General features: G+C 65.7%; 21 protein-coding genes. 16 read left to right on the top strand and 5 right to left on the bottom strand.

The genetic code is table 11. From position 1 onward, the window contains the following. On the bottom strand, positions 1–805 hold an 805-nt coding region (locus tag JHD73_RS07270; protein WP_199029253.1), incomplete at its 3' end, for an LPS-assembly protein LptD. Between the two features lie 175 nt (positions 806–980). Between JHD73_RS07270 and JHD73_RS07275 the strand changes: the two genes are divergently transcribed. From JHD73_RS07275 to murU, 4 genes are read left to right on the top strand one after another with little or no spacing between them, the layout of a single operon-like run. Next, positions 981–2,054 (top strand): aminoglycoside phosphotransferase family protein, encoded by a 1,074-nt coding sequence (locus tag JHD73_RS07275; RefSeq protein ID WP_199029255.1) that lies wholly within the window; start codon positions 981–983, stop codon positions 2,052–2,054. Positions 2,055–2,060: 6 nt separating this feature from the next. Further along, positions 2,061–2,798, top strand: coding sequence for an AzlC family ABC transporter permease (locus JHD73_RS07280; RefSeq protein ID WP_199029257.1), 738 nt, complete (start codon positions 2,061–2,063; stop codon positions 2,796–2,798). After that, positions 2,795–3,121 carry an AzlD domain-containing protein gene (locus JHD73_RS07285; RefSeq protein ID WP_199029259.1) on the top strand — a complete coding sequence of 109 codons (327 nt, stop codon included), beginning with the start codon at positions 2,795–2,797 and terminating at the stop codon, positions 3,119–3,121. Before JHD73_RS07280 ends, JHD73_RS07285 begins: the two co-directional genes overlap by 4 nt. Before the next feature lie 8 nt (positions 3,122–3,129). Continuing rightward, positions 3,130–3,837: an N-acetylmuramate alpha-1-phosphate uridylyltransferase MurU gene (gene murU, locus JHD73_RS07290; RefSeq protein WP_199029327.1), complete on the top strand. Its 708-nt coding sequence runs from the start codon at positions 3,130–3,132 to the stop codon at positions 3,835–3,837. Here the strand turns inward: murU and JHD73_RS07295 are convergent, their stop codons facing one another. Then, positions 3,838–5,898, bottom strand: a complete 2,061-nt coding sequence (locus JHD73_RS07295) for a bifunctional diguanylate cyclase/phosphodiesterase (RefSeq protein ID WP_199029261.1) — start codon at positions 5,896–5,898, stop codon at positions 3,838–3,840. A 219-nt stretch (positions 5,899–6,117) separates the two neighbouring features. On the opposite strand from JHD73_RS07295, the gene JHD73_RS07300 reads away from it, so the two are divergent. From JHD73_RS07300 to JHD73_RS07350, 11 genes are all read left to right on the top strand, one after another. Next, the gene (locus JHD73_RS07300) at positions 6,118–7,494 is read left to right on the top strand and encodes an aminopeptidase P N-terminal domain-containing protein (protein ID WP_199029263.1); all 1,377 of its coding nucleotides are present in this window, start codon (positions 6,118–6,120) and stop codon (positions 7,492–7,494) included. After that, positions 7,491–8,717: a UbiH/UbiF/VisC/COQ6 family ubiquinone biosynthesis hydroxylase gene (locus JHD73_RS07305; protein WP_199029265.1), complete on the top strand. Its 1,227-nt coding sequence runs from the start codon at positions 7,491–7,493 to the stop codon at positions 8,715–8,717. The genes JHD73_RS07300 and JHD73_RS07305 overlap by 4 nt, the downstream gene beginning before the upstream one ends. A 3-nt stretch (positions 8,718–8,720) precedes the next feature. Then, positions 8,721–9,986 carry an NAD(P)/FAD-dependent oxidoreductase gene (locus JHD73_RS07310; RefSeq protein ID WP_368735505.1) on the top strand — a complete coding sequence of 422 codons (1,266 nt, stop codon included), beginning with the start codon at positions 8,721–8,723 and terminating at the stop codon, positions 9,984–9,986. Between the two features lie 196 nt (positions 9,987–10,182). Further along, positions 10,183–11,253 carry a tRNA dihydrouridine synthase DusB gene (gene dusB, locus JHD73_RS07315; RefSeq protein ID WP_199029267.1) on the top strand — a complete coding sequence of 357 codons (1,071 nt, stop codon included), beginning with the start codon at positions 10,183–10,185 and terminating at the stop codon, positions 11,251–11,253. Continuing rightward, positions 11,250–11,483 (top strand): Fis family transcriptional regulator, encoded by a 234-nt coding sequence (locus JHD73_RS07320; RefSeq protein ID WP_021196530.1) that lies wholly within the window; start codon positions 11,250–11,252, stop codon positions 11,481–11,483. Before dusB ends, JHD73_RS07320 begins: the two co-directional genes overlap by 4 nt. Before the next feature lie 87 nt (positions 11,484–11,570). Then, complete coding sequence (gene purH / locus JHD73_RS07325; RefSeq protein ID WP_199029269.1) at positions 11,571–13,145, top strand: bifunctional phosphoribosylaminoimidazolecarboxamide formyltransferase/IMP cyclohydrolase; 1,575 nt, start codon at positions 11,571–11,573, stop codon at positions 13,143–13,145. Positions 13,146–13,340: 195 nt separating this feature from the next. After that, positions 13,341–13,886 (top strand): crossover junction endodeoxyribonuclease RuvC, encoded by a 546-nt coding sequence (gene ruvC, locus JHD73_RS07330; RefSeq protein WP_199029271.1) that lies wholly within the window; start codon positions 13,341–13,343, stop codon positions 13,884–13,886. A 79-nt stretch (positions 13,887–13,965) separates the two neighbouring features. Then, entirely contained in the window at positions 13,966–15,114 is a 1,149-nt protein-coding gene (locus JHD73_RS07335) for a glycerophosphodiester phosphodiesterase (protein WP_199029273.1), read from the top strand. Between the two features lie 61 nt (positions 15,115–15,175). Then, entirely contained in the window at positions 15,176–15,757 is a 582-nt protein-coding gene (gene ruvA, locus JHD73_RS07340; protein ID WP_199029275.1) for a Holliday junction branch migration protein RuvA, read from the top strand. Between the two features lie 53 nt (positions 15,758–15,810). Next, positions 15,811–16,872 (top strand): Holliday junction branch migration DNA helicase RuvB, encoded by a 1,062-nt coding sequence (ruvB, locus tag JHD73_RS07345; protein ID WP_199029331.1) that lies wholly within the window; start codon positions 15,811–15,813, stop codon positions 16,870–16,872. 20 nt (positions 16,873–16,892) lie between these two features. Further along, on the top strand, positions 16,893–17,603 hold the full coding sequence (locus JHD73_RS07350; protein ID WP_199029277.1) for a queuosine precursor transporter: 711 nt from the start codon (positions 16,893–16,895) through the stop codon (positions 17,601–17,603). A 347-nt stretch (positions 17,604–17,950) separates the two neighbouring features. On the opposite strand, the gene JHD73_RS07355 is transcribed toward JHD73_RS07350, so the two are convergent. The 3 genes from JHD73_RS07355 to tyrS are packed head-to-tail and all read right to left on the bottom strand — an operon-like array spanning position 17,951 to position 20,460. Beyond that, entirely contained in the window at positions 17,951–18,631 is a 681-nt protein-coding gene (locus tag JHD73_RS07355) for a histidine phosphatase family protein (protein WP_199029279.1), read from the bottom strand. 27 nt (positions 18,632–18,658) lie between these two features. After that, positions 18,659–19,192 carry a D-aminoacyl-tRNA deacylase gene (gene dtd / locus JHD73_RS07360; RefSeq protein ID WP_199029281.1) on the bottom strand — a complete coding sequence of 178 codons (534 nt, stop codon included), beginning with the start codon at positions 19,190–19,192 and terminating at the stop codon, positions 18,659–18,661. Then, positions 19,189–20,460 carry a tyrosine--tRNA ligase gene (gene tyrS / locus JHD73_RS07365; RefSeq protein ID WP_199029283.1) on the bottom strand — a complete coding sequence of 424 codons (1,272 nt, stop codon included), beginning with the start codon at positions 20,458–20,460 and terminating at the stop codon, positions 19,189–19,191. The genes dtd and tyrS overlap by 4 nt, the downstream gene beginning before the upstream one ends. Before the next feature lie 207 nt (positions 20,461–20,667). Here tyrS and JHD73_RS07370 point away from each other — a divergent pair, with 207 nt between their 5' ends. Beyond that, on the top strand, positions 20,668–21,828 hold the full coding sequence (locus tag JHD73_RS07370; protein ID WP_199029285.1) for an anhydro-N-acetylmuramic acid kinase: 1,161 nt from the start codon (positions 20,668–20,670) through the stop codon (positions 21,826–21,828). Positions 21,829–21,885: the final 57 nt, after the last annotated feature.

Genomic DNA, 21,885 nt, shown 5'->3' on the forward strand with positions numbered 1-21,885 from the left:
TGAGCGGGAAATCCATCACAGGCGCCGCAAACACAGGCACACCGAAGAAGTGCAGGACGCCATTGCGGCCGGTGCCAACCTGGCGATCGCTGTCGATGTCGATGCGGCTTGCGCTGAAGTACCAGTCGACGTTGTCTGGCGAACACGTGGTGTACGTGCCGTGCGTGATGCGGGTGTTGTCCTTGTCGATGAAATCGATGCGATCTGCGTTGCCGCGACCGCCCGTCGTGTGGAACTCATACGACGGTGTGCTCATGGTGCCTTCGTTGGCGGTCACCTTGAGCTTGGCGTCCGGTCCGGTGACCAGCGTACCGCCCTTGAACAGCCGCACATTGCCGGTGGCGGTGGCGACGTCGGTATCCTGGTTGTAGTCGAGCGTGTCGCCCTTCACCACCGTGCCGTTGCGGCGCAACTCACCGTGGCCGCGCAGATGCACGTCTTCATTGGTGCGGCCGTCCATCTTGTCGGCCGCGGTGAACGTGGGGACGGTGTTGTCCTGACGCTGGACCGGCTCGGCCATCTTGGGCACCAGCGGGCTGCCGCCGGGCGTTGCCGGGCCTGAGATGGCCAGCGCCGTCACGGAAGACTCAGACGACGTTGCCACAGGCGCCGATTGCGCGGCGTCCTGGCTCTGCGCTGCGGACGTCGCCGCCCAGACCCCAGCCACGGCGAACACCAGCGGCCGCAGTGCCAGCGCGCTGCGCCGGTTTGCGGCCCCGCGTTCAGCCCTGTCGGCGCCCCGCTCGTCGGGCTTGGCAACAGCAGTGCGCTGCCGGGTCTTCCTGGCTCGGTTCGGTTCGGTCATGCAAGTCGGAAACTGGGCACGCGCCGGGCAAGTGGGCGCCGGGCGCGCAGGCACATCATCGGTCGGTGTTTTGCCGCTCCGGGCCGGCCAGACGGGGCTGGCGCTCGCTCGCGACGAAACTCGGTCGGGTATTATACGGGGCTTCTTTCCTGCCTCATTCCAGCATTCCCTCAGCATGGCTTCGACCCCTGGCGCCGCCACCGGCGCAACCGACGCGCGTCTCGACCAACTGCGCGACTGGCTCAGCACTTTGCCCGCTGCCCACGGGCTGCACATCGATACGCTGCGCCCTGCCTCGGCCGATGCCAGCTTCCGTCGTTACTTCCGAGTAGATGGCGCAGTCAATAGCCAACCTGGCACCCTCATCTTGATGGATGCCCCTCCACCGCAGGAAGACTGCCGCCCGTTCGTCCACGTGGCCGGCCTGCTGAACGGCGCCGGCGTGCACGCGCCGCAGGTGCTGGAACAGGACATCGCCCACGGCTTCCTGCTACTGACCGACCTCGGCCCGCAAACCTATCTGCAATCGCTGCGCGAGCGCAATTTCGATCTCACCTACGCCAATACGCTGTTTCGCCCGGCGATCCACACCCTGGTGCGCTGGCAATCGGCCTCGCGCGAAGGCGAACTGCCGCCGTACGACGAAGCGCTGCTGCGCCGCGAGCTGTCGTTGTTCCCCGACTGGTACATCGACCGCCACCTGCAGCGCCCGCTCGACGCGGCCCAGCGTGAATCGCTCGACAAGGTCTTCAAGCTGCTGGTCGACAGTGCCCTGGCCCAACCGCGCGTGTACGTGCACCGTGATTACATGCCGCGCAACCTGATGATCAACGCGGCCGACCCGTCGCGGCCGGGTGTGCTGGACTTCCAGGACGCGGTCTATGGCCCGATCACGTACGACGCTGCCTCGCTGCTGCGCGATGCCTTCCTGTCGTGGGAAGAAGAAGAGGAGCTCGACTGGGCCGTGCGCTACTGGGAAGCCGCCCGCAAAGCCGGCCTGCCGGTGGATGAGGACTTCGGCGAGTTCTACCGTGCACTCGAATGGATGGGCGCGCAGCGTCACCTGAAGGTGGCCGGCATCTTCGCGCGCCTGTGCTACCGCGATGGCAAGACCGGCTACGTGGAAGACACCCCCCGCTTCATCGCCTACCTGCGCCGCGTTTGCGGCCGCTACAACGCGCTGGCCCCGCTCGCCCGTCTGCTCGATCAGCTCGAAGATCGCGCCCAGCAGATCGGCTACACGTTCTGATTGCCAATGGCCTCTCCACGCGCTGCTGAATTCCGCGCCGGCGTTCTCGCACTCGCCCCGATGCTGCTGGGCGTGGTGCCGTTCGGCCTGATCTACGGCGTGCTGGCCACGTCTGCCGGCATGCCCGCGTGGCTTGCAGTGGCGATGAGCGCCATCGTGTTCGGGGGCGCCTCGCAGATGATCCTGGTGCAGCTATGGGCCGGCGGCGCGCCCGCGCTGGTCATTGCGGCGACCGTGTCGATGGTGAATCTGCGGCATGCGCTGTACTCGGCCAGCATTGCCCCCGCGCTGGCGCATCTGCCGCGCCGCTGGAAATGGCTGATCGCCTATCTGCTGACAGACGAGGCTTTCGCCGCCATGAACCGCCGCGTCGTCAATGCACGTTCCAACGCAAACTCGGGTACGGAAGAGACAACCTACCGCCACTGGTACTTTCTCGGCGCCGGTGTGGCGCTGTGGACGAGCTGGCAGGCATCTACCATCGTCGGCGTGATGCTCGGTGCGCAGGTGCCGACCACCTGGCCGCTCGATTTCTTCCTGCCGCTCACGTTCATCGCCATCGTGGTGCCGTCGCTGCGCACGCGCGCCCAACTGGCCGCTGCGCTCACCGGGGCTGCACTGGCGGTGGCATGGACGGGCTGGCCGCACAAGCTGGGGCTGATGGGCGCAGCGTGCGTCGGCATTGCCATCGGCGCAATTGTCGAGCGATTGCTCACCCGACCGAAGACGGAGGCCGCGGCATGAAGGCACTCATCCTCTTCGGCGTGCTGCTGATTTCCGGCGCTGCCACCTACCTGATCCGCCTGTCGTTCATCGCGCTGGAAGGGCGCATGAACCTGCCGATGTGGTTCCGCAGCGCCCTGCCGTACGTGCCAGCCGCCATGCTGACCGCGCTGATCGCACCTGACCTGCTGATGCGCCACGGCGCGCTGGCGGTGTCGGTCGACAACCCGCGCCTGATCGCCGGCATCGTCGCCATCGTCATCGCACGCCTCACCAAGAGCGCGATGTGGACCATCGTCGGCGGTATGGCTGTGCTGCTGATTCTCTTGAAGGTGATGGCTTGAGTTCCACGATAAAGGCCATGATTTTTGCGGCGGGCCGCGGTGATCGCATGCGGCCGCTGACAGACCACACGCCCAAGCCCCTGCTGAAGGTTGGCGGCAAACCGTTGATCGTCTGGCAGATCGAGCGTCTGGCGGCAGCGGGTGTGCGCGACATCGTCATCAACCATGCCTGGCTGGGTGCGCAGATTGAAGCCGCGCTCGGCGACGGCAGCGCCTGGGGCGTACGCCTTACCTATTCGCCGGAAAGCGAAGCGCTGGAGACAGCAGGCGGTGTCGCCCAGGCCATGCCGTTGCTGCGTGCCGGTGACGGCCACAGCGTGTTCATCGCCATCAGCGGCGACGTGTTCTGCGACTACGACTACGCCGCGCTGCGCGAGCGCGCGAGCGCCATGGCTGCGCAGCATGCGCCGGGCATGCACCTCGTGATGGTGCCGAACCCGCCCTATCATCTGCGTGGTGACTTTGCCTTGGCTGATGACGGCGTGCTTCACGTCGATGGCACGCAACGGCTCACGTTCGGCAACATCGGCCTGTACGACACGCGCCTGTTTGCCGGCATCGGGCCCGGCACGCGCCTGGCGATGACACCGCTATACCACCAGGCCATTGCAGAAGGCCGCGCCACCGGCGAGCGCTTCGATGGCCGCTGGGAAAACGTCGGCACCCCAGCCCAACTGGCTGCGCTGGACGCCGAACTGCGGTCACAGACAGCCTAGTCAGCCCGACGCCGACGCGCTTAATGATTCGGCCGTCATCGGGCGGCCCAGCAGATAGCCCTGCAGCGAATCACACCCAAGCCGCGTGAGAAACGCCTGCTGCTCGGCCGTCTCTACCCCCTCGGCGACGATACGCAGGTTCAGCGTCTGGCCCAGCGCCACGATGGCCGACACGATGGCCGCGTCCTCCGTGTCGTGCGCCAGGTCGCGCACAAAGCCGCGGTCGATCTTCAGCTCGCTGGCCGGCAAGCGCTTGAGGTACAGCAGGCTGGAATACCCGGTGCCGAAATCGTCGATGGAGATGCGCACGCCCATGGCGTCTAGCTGCTGCAGGATGCGCAGGCTGGCATCAGCATCGCGCATGGCGGTCGACTCGGTAATCTCCAGCATCAAGCAGTGCGGTTCGAGCGCGTGGCGCGCCAGCGCATCTCGCACCGTGTCGATGAGCGCCGCGTGGGCAAACTGCAGCGCAGAGAGATTGACGGCGACACTCCACGTGGTATGCCCTTCGCTGCGCCACTGCGCCATCTGGCGGCAGGCTTCGTTCAGCACCCAGGCGCCGAGCGGCACGATCAGGCCGGTCTTTTCGGCCAGCGGGATGAAGTCGTTGGCCGGCAACAATCCGCGCACCGGATGCTGCCAGCGCACCAACGCCTCCACGCCAGCAATGGGGCCGTCGGGGGCATGAAACTTCGGCTGGTAGTGCAGCACGAGCTCGTTGCGTTCGATCGCCAGGCGCAGGTCCTGCACAAGCTGCAATTGCTTGTGCACGTTGGCGTTCATCGACGGCTCAAAAAAGCAGTAGGCGTTCCGGCCCAGGCCCTTGGCGTGGTACATGGCCGCATCGGCATTGGTGAGCAGATCATGCTGGTTGCCGCCGTCGCCAGGGTACATGGCGATGCCGATGCTGGTCGACACACGTAGCTCATGCCCGCCCGCCATGAAGGGCTCGCGTACCACATCCAGCAGTGCATCTGCCAGCGACCCGGCGTCTTGCGGATCATCCACATAGGCGAGCACGACAAACTCGTCACCGCCCACGCGTGCCACGGTGTCCTGCTGGCGCACACGCGTAACGATGCGCTGTGCCACATCAATCAGCAGCAGATCCCCAACGTGGTGGCCGTAGACATCGTTGATGGCCTTGAATCCATCCAGATCCATGAACATCAGCGCAAAGCGGCGCTTCTCGCGATCGGCCGTGCGGATCGCCTGGTTCAGGCGGTCTTCCAGCAGCATGCGGTTGGAAAGCTTGGTCAAATTGTCATGCAGCGCCAGATAGGCCAGTTCCTGGTTGGCCTGGGCAAGCGAAGTGGCCAGCACGGCGGTACGCGCTTCCATGCGCATGTCCAGCACGGAAGTGGTCAACGCAATGGCCAGCACTGCCAGCGTCACGATGATGATGACCAACGCCAGCCACTCGGCGCTCACCCCGGTGTGGGCTGCACCGCATACGCTGGCGTAGGGGAATGCGGCGGCGGCCATGCCGGTGTAGTGCATGCCGACAATGGCGACGCCCATCACCACCGCTGCGCCTGCACGCAATGCCCGCACCCGATGCGATTGGCGACGCAGGCGGAACGCGATCCACAGCGCCGCGCCCGATGCCAGCACGGCAATCACCACCGACAGTGCAAACGTGGCTGGGTCGTAATGGATGCCCGGCATCATGCGCAACGCCGCCATACCGGTGTAGTGCATGCCGGCCACGCCAGCGCCCATCAGCAGCGCGCCGCCAACCAGGCGCCGCCACGGAAGCTCGCTCCGGCTGACCAGCCACAGCGCAAACGCTGACGCCGCAATCGCAATGGCAAGCGAGGCCAGCGTGATCCACACGTCATAGCCAAGGGGAATCGGCAAGCTGAACGCCAGCATGCCGATGAAGTGCATTGCCCATACACCCACCCCCATGGCTGACGCCCCACCTACCAGCCACCAGAATGCCGCGCGGCCCTGTGCGGTTACCACGCGTCCGGCCATATCCAGCGCCGTATAAGACGCCAGGATGGCCACGAGGAGGGAAAGGAGGACAAGTAGGGGGTTGTAGCTGCTGACGAGCATCAGTTCTCCTGGGCAGGCCGATGCAATACGGCCGTTCCATAGCGGGCAGACGTCGCAACCGGGGGGGGCAACACACAGACGTCTATCGACCATGCTGGCCCCAGACTTTAGAGGACGGCCCCGCACGTCACAATTTTCTTTGCAATTGAGGTGGCACCGGATGGCACAACAAGGGCGGCGTTACAATCGACGCATCCTTTTGCTGCCGGAATCCACGTCATGTCCGCCACTGAACTCGCCTTCCTCCAGACCTATCGCCAGCGCCGCGAGCGCGTCGCGCAGTGGCTGCGCGCGGCGGGTGGCGGTGTGGCCATCGTGCCGACCGCGCCGGAAGCCATGCGCAACCGCGACAGCGATTACCCCTATCGGCACGACAGCTATTTCTACTACCTGACCGGCTTCACGGAGCCCGAAGCGGTGCTCGCCATCATCGCACCGGCTGGTGAGGGCCCCACGCGCAGCGTGCTGTTCTGCCGCCCCAAGCATGAAGAGCGCGAGATCTGGGACGGTTTCCGCTTCGGCCCCGAAGCGGCCAAGGAAGCCTTCGGCCTGGACGCCGCGCATTCGGTCGAAGACATCGACGCAACCCTGCCGGGGCTACTCGCCAACGCCGCAGCCGTGGCCTACCCGCTGGCCGAAAGCGGCACGTTCGACCGCCGCATGCGCCGCTGGCTCGACGCCGTGCGCATGCAAGGCCGCGCAGGCGTGTCGTCGCCGCATCAGGCGCTCGACGTGCGCGCCATTCTGGATGAACTGCGCCTGTTCAAGGACCCGGGTGAACTCGACATCATGCGCCGCGCCGGGCGCATCTCAGCCGGGGCACACGTGCGCGCCATGCAAGCCTCGCGCGCCGGCCTGCGTGAATACCACCTCGAAGCCGAGCTGCTCTATGAATTCCGCCGCCACGGCGCACAGAGCGTCGCCTACAACTCCATCGTCGCCACCGGCCCGAACGCGTGCGTGCTGCACTACCGCGCTGGCAATGCGGAACTGCGCGACGGCGATCTCTGCCTGATCGACGCTGGCTGCGAGTTGGACGGCTACGCGTCGGACATCACGCGCACTTTCCCCGTCAACGGCCGCTTCACCGGCCCGCAGCGCGAACTGTATGAACTCGTGGTCGCCGCACAGGAAGCCGCCATTGCCGAGACGCGCCCCGGCGTGCCGTACAACGTGCCGCACGACGCCGCCACGCGCGTGCTGGCGCAGGGCATGCTCGATACCGGTCTGTTGGATGCAAACCAAGTCGGCACCCTCGACGACGTGCTCGCCGGCGGCCAGTACCGCCAGTTCTACATGCACCGTACCGGCCACTGGCTCGGCATGGATGTGCATGACGTAGGCGAATACCGTACGCCTGGCGCCGCACCTGCGCAGGGTGAACGCCCGTGGCGACCGCTGGAGCCCGGCATGGTGCTGACCGTCGAGCCCGGCATCTACGTGCGCCCCGCCGCGGGTGTGCCCGAGCAGTACTGGCACATCGGCATCCGCATCGAAGACGATGCCATCGTCACGCCCAACGGCTGCGAGATCATCACGCGCGACGTACCAGTGGCCGCGGATGAAATCGAAGCGGTGATGCGAGGCCGGCAATGACGGACGCATCCGCGACCGCGCCGGACTTCGATGTCGCCATCGTCGGCGCCGGGCCGGTGGGGCTGGCGCTGGCCAACTGGCTGCTGCGCGATACCGACTGGCGCATCGCCCTGTTCGATGCGCGCGACGCCGAAGCGGCGGCGCGTGACCCGCGCGCGCTGGCACTGTCGCACGGCTCACGCGTGCTGCTGCAGGAAATTGGCGGCTGGCCAGCACGCGCCACGCCCATTACGCATATCCATGTCTCGCAGCGCGGCCACTTTGGGCAAGCCCATATCCGCCGCGAAGACTACGACGTCCCCGCGCTTGGTCACGTCGTGCAATACGGCGACCTGAGCACCGCGCTCAACACCGCGTTGGCCACGCAGATGCAGCGTTACCCGAACCGCCTCACACGCTATGACCACACGCCGGTCGAGCGCGTAGAGCAACTGCCGCGCGCCGACGGCACCATCGCTCCGGCACGTGTGCGGGCATTGCGCGAAGGGCGCCATCCACTTGCCATCGAAACCGAAGTCGTCGTGCAAGCCGAAGGCGGCCTGTTTGACGATGCGCGCAAGCAGGCCGGCGGACTCTCGCACGCACGCCGGCGCGACTACGGCCAGACCGCCATCGTCGCGCATGTCCGCTGCTCGGCGCCGCTGGAAGGCTGGGCCTGGGAACGCTTCACCAACGAGGGCCCGCTCGCGCTACTACCGCAGGACGACGCCCAGGGCCCGGGCTACGCGCTGGTCTGGTGCTGCTCGCCCGACGAGGCGCGCCGCCGCGCCGGTTTGCCGGAAGACACCTTCCTCACAGAATTGAGCACCGCCTTTGGCGACCGCATGGGCCACTTCACACAGGTCGGCCCGCGCCACACCTTCGCGCTCGGCCTGCATGCCCAGCGCATCCCCGTCGACCGCCGCGTCGCCGCCATCGGCAACGCCGCGCAGACCATTCACCCGGTCGCCGGCCAGGGCTTCAACCTAGGGCTGCGCGATGCGTTCGAGATGGCACGTGCGCTGCGCGATGGGGCAACGCCCGCCGCACTGGCGCGCTTTGCCCGCGAACGCGCATTCGACCGCGCCGTGACCATCGGCCTGACCGATCTGCTGCCGCGCGCGTTTGCGGTGCCGGGCCGGCCGTTTGGCCACCTGCGCGGCGCGGCGCTCACGCTGCTGGAATGCCTGCCGCCGCTCAAGCACGGGCTGGCACGGCAGATGATGTTCGGGCAGCGGGGCTAGCGCGTGAACCCACCCCGTGCCGGAGATCGCCCACACGCAACCGTGGTGGGCGCCGGCATTGTCGGTACTGCATGCGCGTTGCAGCTGCAGCGCGACGGCTACCAAGTCACCTTGCTGGATCAGGCCGGCGTGGGCGAAGGTTGCTCATTCGGCAACGCAGGTTGCCTGAGCGTGGCCTCGGTTGTGCCGATGGCGCTGCCGGGCATGCTCAAGCAGGTACCGAAATGGCTGGCCGACCCGATGGGGCCGCTGACCGTACGCTGGCCATACCTGCCACGCGCACTGCCCTGGCTATTGCAATGGGTACGCGCGGGCAACGAGGCACAAGCCCGCGCGACAGCAGCGCCACTGGCGAACCTCTTTGGCGCGACCTTTCCCGGCTATCGCGGCCTGCTCGACGCCGCGCAATATGACGGGCTGATCCGCCAGTCGGGCCATCTGTATGTATGGCGCACGCTGGCGCGTTCGTCGGGCGACCGGCTGGCGCAGTCGATTCGCGACACGACGGGCGTGCGCTCGCAAGCGCTGAGCGCAGGCGAGACCCGCGAACTGGAACCCTCGCTGGCGCCCGACATTCAATCGGGCCTGCTGCTGCCCGACAACGGCTTCACGTGCAATCCGGAACGGCTGGTCAAAACGCTGGCGGCCAACTTTGTGGCGGCGGGCGGCACGGTCCTGCGGCGCAAGGTGCTGGATTTCGAGTTTGGCGAGCATGGCCCCAAGCGGCTGTACACGGATTGCGGCACGCTGTCCGTTTCCACGCTCATCCTCTGTGCGGGAGCCTGGTCGATGCGGCTGGGCGCCAGGCTCACGCGCATTCGTGTCCCGCTGGATACCGAGCGCGGCTATCACACTACGCTGTCTGCGCCCACCGTACAGCCCTCGCGACCGATCATGGACTGCGAACGCAAATTCATCGCCACGCCCATGGAAGGCGGCCTGCGGATTGCGGGCACAGTGGAGATCGGCGGGCTGGATGCCCCGCCCGACTACCGGCGCGCCAACATCCTGAAGCGACAGGGCCAGCAGCTCTTCCCCGGCCTCGCGTTTGCCGAGGATAGCGCCTGGATGGGCCATCGGCCATCCCTGCCGGACAGCCTGCCCTTGATTGATCGCTCGGAGCGATACCGCAACGTTTTCTTCGCCTTTGGCCACGGCCATCTCGGCATGACTGGTGCCCCCGGCACGGCACGGCTGATCGCCGATCTGGTGGCCGGACGCGCCCCGTTCATCGACGCTGGCCCCTATAGCCTGCAGCGGTTCCGGTAACGATTGCCACGACAGCGACGCCCGTGCCAACCGCACCGCCGCATAGTTTGTGCACAACATTTAGGCAATTCGGCCGTTTGGCGGTAAAATCCCGACCTCGCATTTTCACCCCCGTCGCTCCGCCCAACGTGTCCACCGACCCGGGCGGAAGGGGCTGTTTTTTCGTTTCTCCATCCCTAGCCACGCATCGCGCACCGTGCAGATCGGACCGCATACCCTCCGCAACAACCTGTTCGTCGCCCCCATGGCGGGTGTGACGGACCGCCCGTTCCGCCAGCTCTGCAAGCGGCTTGGCGCGGGCTATGCGGTGTCCGAGATGGTCGCGTCGAACGCGCAGCTCTGGAAAAGCGAAAAAACCATGCGGCGCGCCAACCACACGGGCGAAGTCGAACCGATCTCCGTGCAGATTGCTGGCGCCGAACCGATGATGATGGCCGAAGCCGCGCGCTACAACGTCGACCGCGGCGCGCAGATCATCGACATCAACATGGGCTGCCCGGCCAAGAAGGTGTGCAATGTGGCCGCCGGCTCCGCCCTGCTGCAGAACGAGCCGCTGGTCCAGCGCATCGTCGAGGCGGTGGTCGGTGCCGTGGGCGACCGCGTGCCGGTCACGCTCAAGATCCGCACTGGCTGGGATCGCGAACACCGCAACGCGCTCAGCGTGGCGCGTATCGCGCAGGATGCCGGTATCAGCATGCTGACCGTGCACGGCCGCACCCGTGCGGACCTGTACCACGGCGATGCGGAGTACGACACCATCGCCGCGGTCAAGGCATCGGTGCGCATTCCAGTGGTCGCCAACGGCGACATCACCACGCCGGCCAAGGCCAAGCACGTGCTGGCGGTGACCGGCGCCGATGCCATCATGATCGGCCGCGCGGCGCAGGGGCGCCCGTGGCTGTTCCGCGAGATCGAACACTTCCTGCAATCCGGCACGCTGCTGCCGGCGCCGGAGGTGGAAGAAATTCGCGGCATCATGAACACGCACCTGGAAGAGCACTACGCGTTCTACGGCGAATACACCGGCGCGCGCACCGCACGCAAGCACATCGCCTGGTACACGCGCGGGTTGGCGGGGGCCAACCTGTTCCGCCACCGCATGAACACGATCGAAGACACTGCGGCACAGCTTGCTGCCGTCAACGCGTTCTTCGACGAACAGCGCGCGCTGTCCGACCGTCTGGTCTACGAAGACCAGCACACCGCCGACAGCGAGCGCCCCACGACGGGCAACAACGACAACAACAAGGAACCGCTTGCCGCATGAGCCGCAACCCGATCGAACGCTGCATCCGCGACAGCCTGGATACGTACTACCGCGACCTGGATGGCGAGAACCCGTCCAACGTCTACGACATGGTGCTGCAGGCCATTGAACGGCCGCTGTTGGAAACCGTGATGGAATGGGCCTCCAACAACCAGTCGCAGGCCGCCGATTACCTCGGCATCAACCGCAACACGCTGCGCAAAAAGTTGCAACAGCACGGGTTGCTGTGACCTGGCTGAGATAGCGTTCAGGCTTCGAACCGATTTCCTTTCTGACGGCATCGCAAGGTGCCACTTTCGCCCAACGGCGTTCCCACCATGATCCAGCAAGCCCTGCTTTCCGTTTCCGACAAGACCGGCATCGTCGACTTTGCCCGCGCCCTGCACGCGCGCGGCGTCAAGCTCCTCTCCACCGGCGGCACCGCCAAGCTGCTGGCCGAATCGGGCCTGCCCGTGACGGAAGTGGCGGACTACACCGGCTTTCCGGAAATGCTCGATGGCCGCATCAAGACGCTGCACCCGAAGGTGCACGGCGGCATCCTGGCCCGCCGCGACCTGCCCGAGCACATGGCTGCGCTGGCTGAACACAGCATCCCGACCATCGACCTGCTGGTGGTGAACCTGTACCCGTTCCAGCAGACGGTGGCCAAGGACGAATGCACGCTGGCTGACGCCATCGAGAACATCGACATCGGCGGCCCGACCATGCTGCGTTCCGCTGCCAAGAACCACCGCGACGTGACCGTCATCGTTGACCCGGCCGACTACGCCACCGTACTGGCCGAGATGCAGGCCAACAACAACACGGTCGGTTACGAAACCAACTTCATGCTGGCCAAGAAGGTGTTCGCGCACACCGCACAGTACGACGGCGCCATCACCAACTACCTGACCAGCCTGGGCGCCGACAAGTCGCACAGCACGCGCAGCGCCTATCCGCAAACGCTGAACCTGGCTTTCGACAAGGTGCAGGAAATGCGCTACGGCGAGAACCCGCACCAGTCGGCCGCCTTCTACCGTGACCTCAAGGCCACGGACGGCGCGCTGGCTGCGTACAAGCAACTGCAGGGCAAAGAGCTGTCGTACAACAACATCGCCGACGCCGATGCCGCGTGGGAATGCGTGAAGTCGTTCGACCCGGCCAAGGGTGCCGCGTGCGTCATCATCAAGCACGCCAACCCGTGCGGCGTGGCCATCGGCGGCACCGCGCAAGAAGCGTACGAAAAGGCCTTCAAGACGGATTCGACCTCGGCTTTCGGCGGCATCATCGCCTTCAACGTGCCGCTGGACGAAGCAGCCGCGCAAATCGTTGCCAAGCAGTTTGTGGAAGTGCTGATCGCCCCGGGCTTCTCGGAAGGCGCGCGTGCCGTGTTCGCGGCCAAGCAGAACGTGCGCGTGCTGGAGATCCCGCTCGGCAAGGGCGTGAACGCGTACGACTTCAAGCGCGTTGGCGGCGGTCTGCTGGTGCAGAGCCCGGACGCCAAGAACGTGCAGCCGAGCGAGCTGCGCGTGGTGACCAAGCGCCACCCGACCCCGAAGGAAATGGACGACCTGATGTTCGCCTGGCGCGTCGCCAAGTTCGTCAAGTCGAACGCCATCGTGTTCTGCGGCGGCGGCATGACGCTGGGCGTGGGCGCCGGCCAGATGAGCCGTGTGGACTCCGCCCGCATCGCCAACATCAAGGCGCAGAACGCCGGCCTCACGCTGGCAGGTTCGGCGGTGGCGTCGGATGCGTTCTTCCCGTTCCGTGATGGTCTGGACGTGGTGGTCGATGCCGGCGCCTCGTGCGTGATCCAGCCGGGCGGCTCGGTGCGCGACGATGAAGTGATCGCCGCTGCCGACGAGCGCAACGTGGCGATGATCTTTACGGGCACGCGTCACTTCCGCCACTAAGAAACGCGCTTAAACCGATTCTGGCGGCCCAGCGCCGCCTTGCCGTACCGATATGTACTGTCTGCGGCGGCGCTGAACCACCAGAACCGCTTCGCTTCGGTTTAAGCACGTTTCTCTCAAGAATGACCGATCAACGGGGCAAGGCGTAAACTGGCGCCTTGCCCCGTTTTTCTTTGGCTCCTCACTCACGCTTGCATGCGCATCCTCGGCATCGACCCCGGCCTTCGCACAACCGGCTTTGGCGTACTTGAACGGCACGGCCATAAGCTCGTCTACGTGGCCTCGGGCACGATCAAGAGCAACGGCAATGCCGACCTGCCCAGCCGGCTGAAGACGCTGTACGACGGCGTATCGGAACTGGTGAGCACGTACCGGCCCGACTGCGCGTCCATCGAGAAGGTGTTCGTCAACGTCAACCCGCAGTCGACGCTGTTGCTGGGCCAGGCACGCGGCGCGGTGATCTGCGGGTTGATGAGCGGCAACCTGCCGGTGTTCGAATACACCGCGCTGCAACTCAAGCAGGCCGTGGTCGGCTACGGCCGCGCCAACAAAGACCAGGTGCAGGAGATGGTCGTGCGCCTGCTCAACCTCGAAGGCAAACCCGGCTCGGATGCCTCCGACGCACTCGGCGTGGCGATCTGCCACGCACACGGCGGCGAGACCCTTGCCGCCATGGCCGGGCTGGCGCCGCAGCTTGCGCAAAAGGGCCTGCGCGTACGGCGCGGCCGTCTGGTCGGCTGACAGGATTCTCAAAGCCTGCGGGTAGCTCCCTCGCGGCCCCGCGACTACCATGCGGTGAGTCCGTTTCCGGGAGCCCCCGATGCTGCGTCGCCTTACCCTGTTGAGCCCGCTTGCCCTGACTGCAGTCGTTGCGTTGTCCGCCTGCCGGATGGAATACAACCACGGTGGCAACAACGGCGGCGGCGGAGGCGACACCACGCCCATCACCACCATTCAGGTCATCGGCCACCGGGGCGCCTCCGCACTGCGGCCCGAACACACACTGGCGTCGTACCAGAAGGCCATCGACGATGGCGCCGACGTCATCGAACCGGATCTCGTCTCGACCAAGGACGGCGTGCTGGTGGCGCGGCATGAGAACGAGATCTCCGGCACCACCAACGTGGCCGACGTCGCTGCGTTTGCTGGCCGCAAGACTACCAAGACGATCGACGGCCAGAGCGTGACCGGCTGGTTCACGGAAGACTTCACCCTCAGCGAATTGAAGACGCTGCGCGCGCGGGAGCGCATTCCCAGCATCCGCCCGAACAACACGGCCTACAACGACCAGTTCGCCATCCCCACGCTCGACGAGATCGTTGCGCTGGCGCGGGACCAATCCGCGAGGCTTGGCCGCAACATCGCCATCTATCCGGAAACCAAGCACCCGACATACTTCCAGTCGATCGGCCTGCCGCTGGAAGACAAGCTGATCGACGGCCTGCGCCGCGATGCCTTCACGGCCAGCCGCACCACGGTCTATATCCAGTCGTTCGAAGTCGCCAACCTCAAGGCCATCCGCAACAGGATCGGCGGCAGCCAGCCCAACTGGCGGCTCGTGCAACTGATGGGCACATCCAGCCGACAGCCCTACGACTTTGTCGTCGCCAAGGACAGCCGCAGCTTCGGCGACATGATGACCAGCCGAGGCATGCGCGACATTGCCGCGTATGCCAACGGCGTGGGCCCGGACAAGAGCAGCATCATGGGGCTGGATGCCAACGGCAAGCTGACCGCCCCGACCGACCTGATCCGCAACGCGCACAACGCTGGTCTGGTCGTTCACCCGTACACCTTCCGGCCAGAGAACACCTTCCTGCCGCCATCCTTGCGCAGTGGTGCGGACAACACGCGCAACGTGAACGGCTCGATCCAGGAAATCCAGGCCTTCCTGCGTGCAGGGGTCGATGGCTTCTTCACCGACGATCCGGCCATCGGGCGACAGGCCGTATCGACATTCAAGCGCTAAGGCATTTGCGCGACCCGGCATCGGCTACACTGCGTCCCGTTTTGGAGGAGGAACCCCACCCATGATCGGACGCATTGCCGGGACGCTGATCGAAAAGAACCCGCCGCACCTGCTGGTCGATTGCCACGGCGTCGGCTATGAGATCGACGTGCCGATGAGCACGTTCTACAACCTGCCCGCCACCGGCGAGAAGGTCGTGCTGCTCGTCCAGCAGATCGTGCGCGAGGATGCGCACCTGCTCTATGGTTTCGGCACCGCCGCCGAACGCGAGACCTTCCGCCAGCTCATCAAGATCTCGGGCATCGGTGCGCGGATTGCACTGGCGGTGCTATCAGGCATGTCGGTGGCTGAACTTGCACAAGCCGTGACGCTGCAGGAGGCCGGGCGGCTGACACGCATCCCGGGCATCGGCAAGAAGACCGCTGAGCGCCTGCTGCTCGAACTCAAGGGCAAGCTCGGCGCGGACCTGGGTACGGTTCCAGGCGGCCCCGCCGTGTCGGACGATGCGGTGGACGTGCTCAACGCCCTGCTGGCGCTGGGGTATTCCGACAAGGAAGCCGCGCTGGCCATCAAGCAAGTGCCGGCCGGCACGGGCGTGTCCGAAGGCATCAAGCTGGCGCTCAAAGCCCTCTCAAAAGGCTGAAGCCCGGGCGGTAGCGAGGCGGTAGAATGGCCCGTCCGCGCCGCCCTCCCGTCATGATCGAAACCGACAAGCTCGCCGCCAAGGCCGTCTCTGCTGAGCGCATCATCTCAGCGTCCCCCGCCTCCCCCAACGAGGAGGCCTTCGAGCGCGCGTTGCGCCCCAAACTGCTCGACGAATACGTCGGCCAGGAAAAGGTGCGCGGCCAGCTCGACATCTTCATGACGGCGGCCAAGAACCGCAGCGAGGCGCTCGACCACGTGCTGCTGTTCGGCCCGCCGGGCCTGGGCAAGACAACGCTGGCGCACATCATTGCGCGCGAGATGGGCGTCAACCTGCGCCAGACCTCCGGCCCCGTGCTGGAGCGCCCAGGCGACCTGGCCGCGCTGCTCACCAACCTCGAAGCCAACGACGTCCTCTTCATCGACGAGATCCACCGACTCTCGCCCGTGGTGGAGGAAATCCTGTACCCGGCGCTGGAGGACTACCAGATCGACATCATGATCGGCGAGGGCCCGGCGGCGCGCTCGGTCAAGCTCGATCTGCAGCCGTTCACCCTGGTGGGCGCCACCACGCGCGCCGGCATGCTGACCAACCCGCTGCGCGACCGCTTCGGTATCGTCGCGCGGCTGGAGTTCTATACGCCCGCCGAGCTGGCAAAGATCGTCACGCGCTCGTCGGGCCTGCTGAACGCGCACATCGTGGACGAAGGTGCGCTGGAGATCGCCAAGCGCTCACGCGGCACGCCCCGTATCGCCAACCGCCTGCTGCGCCGCGTGCGCGACTACGCCGAGGTGAAGGCCGATGGCGTGATCACCCGTGAGGTGGCCGACGCCGCGCTGGCGATGCTCGATGTGGATGCGGTCGGCTTTGACCTGATGGACCGCAAACTGCTCGAAGCGATCCTGCACAAGTTCAACGGCGGGCCGGTCGGCATCGACAACCTTGCCGCCGCCATTGGCGAAGAGCGCGACACGATTGAAGACGTGCTGGAGCCGTACCTGATCCAGCAGGGCTACCTGCAGCGCACGCCGCGCGGGCGCATGGCCACCGCCTCGGCGTACCAGCACTTTGGGCTGGGCGCCCCCAAGGGCGACCTCTGGGACGGCAACAACTAACAGCCTGCCTCATACCCGCCATGACCACCCCAAGTCCTCAGCGCAACTTCCGCTACTACGACTTCGTCATGGCCGCCTTCGTGACGGTGCTGCTGTGCTCGAACCTGATCGGCGCGGCCAAGGCGGCGCAAGTCACGCTGCCGATCATCGGGCCCGTCACGTTTGGCGCGGGCGTGCTGTTCTTCCCCATCTCGTACATCTTCGGCGACATCCTCACCGAGGTGTACGGCTACGGCCGCGACCGGCGCGTGGTGTGGGCCGGCTTTGCTGCGCTGATCTTCGCGTCGTTCATGGCACTGGTGGTACTGGCCTTGCCCGTGGCGCCGTTCATGGCCGACTACCAGAAGAGCCTGAATGACGTGTTCGGCAACACCCCGCGTATCGTCGCGGGATCGCTCATCGCGTTCTGGTGCGGCAGCTTCACCAACAGCTACACGCTGGCGAAGATGAAGATCTGGAGCAACGGGAAATGGCTGTGGACGCGCATCGTGGGCTCCACGATGGCGGGTGAGGCGGTCGACTCTTCGCTGTTCTACGTGATCGCCTTCTACGGCATCTGGCCCCACGAGCAGGTGCTGCGCGTGGCCATCGCGCAATACATCCTCAAGACCGGCTGGGAAATCGTGGCCATGCCGCTCACCTACCGCGTCGTCGCCTTCCTCAAGCGCGCCGAAAACGAGGACTACTACGACCGCGACACCAACTTCACACCGTTCCGGCTGAAGGTGTAGCGCGTCACGCGCTCAAACCCGCGCTTGCGCTTCAAAGCCCGAGAGCCCGAGAGCCCGGTATTCAGTGTTTTGAACGCACCGCGCCGGGTTCGGGACTCGGCGATCGAGGTTCTGAACTCCGATGTCTCAGGTTCCAGACCCCGCAGTTGAGGTTCTGAACCCCACATGCGGCGATCTGAACGCTACGCTCAAGGTTCTGAACGCGATGTTTGCGGTTCTGAACTCGGGTCGGTCACGTTCCGGACACCGCATTTGGGGTTTAGCACGCTGCAATTGAGGTTCTGAACCCGATGTTTGAGGTCCCACACTCCACGCTCCGGGTTCTGAACCCAGCCGGCAGCGCAGCGCTAGGGCACGCGGCGGTCGACTTCGTCGAGCACCAGCAAATCCAGGTGCGCGACATCCCCCCACTGCAGCACGGTCAGTTGATGACCATCGGATGAGAGCCGGTTGATGCTGGCGTTGCGCAGCTCATGCTGGCGCGGCTCGGTGAGTGTCATGGCGTTGGCGTGACGGTACAGGCAATCGAGCACGCCGCCGTGGCTGACCAGCGCGATGCGCTCGCCGGGGTGGCGGCGAATCAGGCGCAGGGCGGTTTCCACCGCACGTTCGTGGAACCCCATGAGCGTCTCGCCGCCGGGGGGCGCAAAGTCTGGCACGCGCTCCTGCCACGCGGCGAATTCGCCGGGGTGCTTTTCAGCGACTTCGGCGTAGGTCAGGCCTTCGAACTCACCGTAGCAGCGCTCACGCAAGCCGGCGTCATCGCGCACGGTCACGCCAACTTCATCCGCCAGCGCCTGCGCGGTCTGCTTGGCACGCGAGAGATCGCTCGCATACACGGCATCAAACCGCTCGCGCGCAAGCGCGCGGCCCAGCTGCGTGGCCTGCTCCAGCCCCTGCGTGTTCAGCGGCACGTCGAGCTGGCCCTGCAGACGGCGCTCACGGTTCCAGTCGGTCTCGCCGTGGCGGACCAGCACGATGTGGGTGATCTGCGGCAACGGCATGGGGATGGCAGCGGCGCGTGGCATCACGGGTTCCAGAGCAAGTCAGAAAGGTCAGACAGATTGGGCGGCAGATTTGCCGGCTGATTTGGCAGCTTCAGGCTCGGCCTTCTTGCTGACAGGTGCGGCTTGCGGCGCCACCTGCAGCCAGAACGTGACCGGGCCATCGTTGACGAGCGACACCTGCATATCCGCGCCAAACTCGCCGGTGGCGACGATGGGATGCTGTGCCCGCGCCCGCGCCACGAAATGCTCATACAGGCGGCGGCCATCTTCTGGTGCTGCCGCCGGCGTAAAGCTCGGGCGCGTGCCGGACTTGGTATCGGCCGCCAGCGTGAACTGCGACACCACGAGCAAGCCGCCTGCCTGCCCGTTGCCATCCATGTTGCGCACCGGCAGGTTCATCTTGCCCTGTGCATCGGAGAACACGCGATAGTTCAGCAGCTTCTCCAGCAAGCGATCGGCTTCGGCGGCAGTGTCACCGCGTTCGGCACACACGAGCGCGAGCAGCCCCGGGCCGATCTCGCCGACCACGCGGCCGTCCACCCGCACCGCTGCCTGCGAGACGCGCTGGATCAGTCCAATCACGCCAGCACCACGCGTGCAAAACGACGCTTGCCGACCTGCACGACAAACGTGCCGGCTTCGATCTTCAAACCCTTGTCGCTAATGACGGTGCCGTCGATCTTCACGCCGCCCTGCTCGATGTTGCGGTTGGCTTCCGACGTGGACGGGCACAAGCCGGCCTGCTTGAGCAGTTGCGCGATGCCCAGCGGTGCACCCGACAGCTCGATCTGCGGAATGTCGTCCGGCACACCGCCGCGTGCGCGGTGGTTGAAGTCTTCCAATGCGCGCTCGGCGTCGGCCTGGCTGTGGAAGCGCGCAACGATCTCCTGCGCCAGCAGCACCTTGCAATCGCGCGGGTTGCGGCCCAGCGCGATCTCTTGCTTCATCAGGTCGATCTCGGCCAGCGGGCGGAATGACAGCAGCGTGTAGTACGTCCACATCAGGTCGTCGGAGATGCTCATCAGCTTGCCGAACATGTCGCTCGGCGCCTCGCTGATACCAACGTAATTGCCCTTGGACTTGGACATCTTCTCCACACCGTCCAGGCCGACCAGCAGCGGCATGGTCAAGATGCACTGCGGCTCCTGGCCGTATTCCTTCTGCAGCTCGCGGCCGACCAGCAGGTTGAATTTCTGATCGGTGCCGCCCAGCTCCAGGTCAGACTTGAGCGCGACCGAGTCGTAGCCTTGCATCAGCGGGTAGAGAAATTCGTGCACCGAGATGGGCACGCCGGCCTTATAGCGCTTGGTGAAGTCGTCGCGCTCCATCATGCGGGCCACGGTGTACTTGGCGGCAAGCTGGATCATGCCGCGCGCGCCCAGCGGATCGCTCCACTCGCTGTTGTAGCGGATCTCGGTCTTGCTCGGGTCCAGCACCATGCTGGCCTGACGGTAGTAGGTCTGCGCGTTGGCTTCGATCTGCTCGCGCGTGAGCGGTGGGCGCGTTGCGTTGCGGCCGGACGGGTCACCGATCGTCGAGGTGAAATCGCCAATCAGGAAGATCACCTGATGGCCCAGGTCCTGCAGCTGGCGCATCTTGTTGAGCACCACCGTATGGCCGATGTGGATGTCCGGTGCGGTCGGGTCCAGGCCCAACTTGATACGCAGCGGCACGCCGGTGGCGGCGCTCTTGGCCAGCTTCTGCTCCCATTCGGCAGCAACCAGCAGTTCGTCGCAGCCGCGCAGCGACACTTCCATCGCGTGCGCCACCTCCGGTGTGATCGGATACTTCGGCGTGGCCGGCACGGCGTGTTCAGAAGCAGGAACGGTGGAGGCGTCAGATGCGGTCATGGCAAAAAGAAAGGTCACCGCGCCCACCGAGAAACTCAGCAGCGCGGACGAGAAACAACAATCGGGAAACCAGTGCGTGCGCGATGGCCGACATCCGTGCAGAAAGCGTCAGCCGCGCAATCCCGCGATTTTACCGTGATGCGCACTCCCGCCCAACGGATGCCTTCCAGCCGGCCTCCTCAGCCCCCGCCCCGTGCCCCCGCTGGTATGCTCACGCGCATGACAAGCGCCTCCCATTCCCACAGCGAGCTCTACATCGGCCTGATGTCCGGCACCAGCCTGGACGGCGTCGATGGTGTACTGGTTGATTTCTCCGGTGCCCACCCGGTACTGGTGGCCGATGCTTACGCGCCCTTCCCGCCGGAGTTGCGCCATGCATTCCTCAATCTGCAGCACGCCGGTCACGACGAGATTCATCGCGAAGCCCTGGCCGCCAACGCGCTCGCCAGCCTGTATGCAGAATGCGTCGAGCAACTGCTGAGGAAGAGCGGTTGTATCCGCCGTGAAATCCGCGCCATTGGCGCACACGGCCAGACCATCCGCCATCAGCCGGGCGCGCACGATGGCCTTGGTTACACGCGCCAGACACAGCATGCAGCTGTGTTGGCCGAGCACACCGGCATCGATGTCATTGCCGATTTCCGCAGCCGTGATGTGGCTGCCGGTGGCCAGGGTGCACCGCTGGTGCCCGCCGTCCACCGGGCGCTGTTTGGCCTGCAAGATGCATGGCGCGTGGTCTGCAACATCGGCGGCATCGCCAACCTGACGGTGCTGCCGCCGCAGGCATCGGACGCACGCGACACGGTGCTCGGCTTCGATTGCGGCCCCGGCAACGCCCTGCTTGATCACTGGGTCCACACGCACCATGGGCACACCTTTGACCGTGACGGCGCCTGGGCTCGCACCGGCCATGTCGATGACGCCCTGCTCGCCCGACTACGCGCCGAGCCTTTCTTCGACCTGCCACCGCCCAAGAGCACCGGCCGCGATCTGTTCAACCCTGCTTGGCTGAAATACCGCGCGGGTGAAGCGCTGGACCGCCTGCGTCCCCAAGTCGTGCAAGCGACCCTGCTGGCACTGACCACCGACACCATTGCCGATGCGGTTCGCCGCTATGCGCCCCAGGCGAACTCCCTCGTGGTCTGTGGTGGTGGCGCGCGCAACAGCGCCTTGATGGATCGGCTTGCTGCGCAGTTGCCCGGCGTCGACGTTGCCCCTAGCGACCAATTCGGCGTACCCGCCAATCAGGTAGAAGCGCTCGCCTTCGCCTGGCTGGCCCGTCAGTGCGTGCGCCGCGAGCCGGGCAATCTGCACCATGCGACCGGCGCTTCAGGGCCGCGCGTGCTCGGCACGATCTATCCTGCCTGAAACGTCACCAGACTCACGGGCAAAAAAAAAGCGCACCGAAGTGCGCTTTTTTTTGCG

Source organism: Ralstonia sp. ASV6, assembly GCF_016429285.1.
GTDB classification, from domain to species: domain Bacteria; phylum Pseudomonadota; class Gammaproteobacteria; order Burkholderiales; family Burkholderiaceae; genus Ralstonia; species Ralstonia flaminis.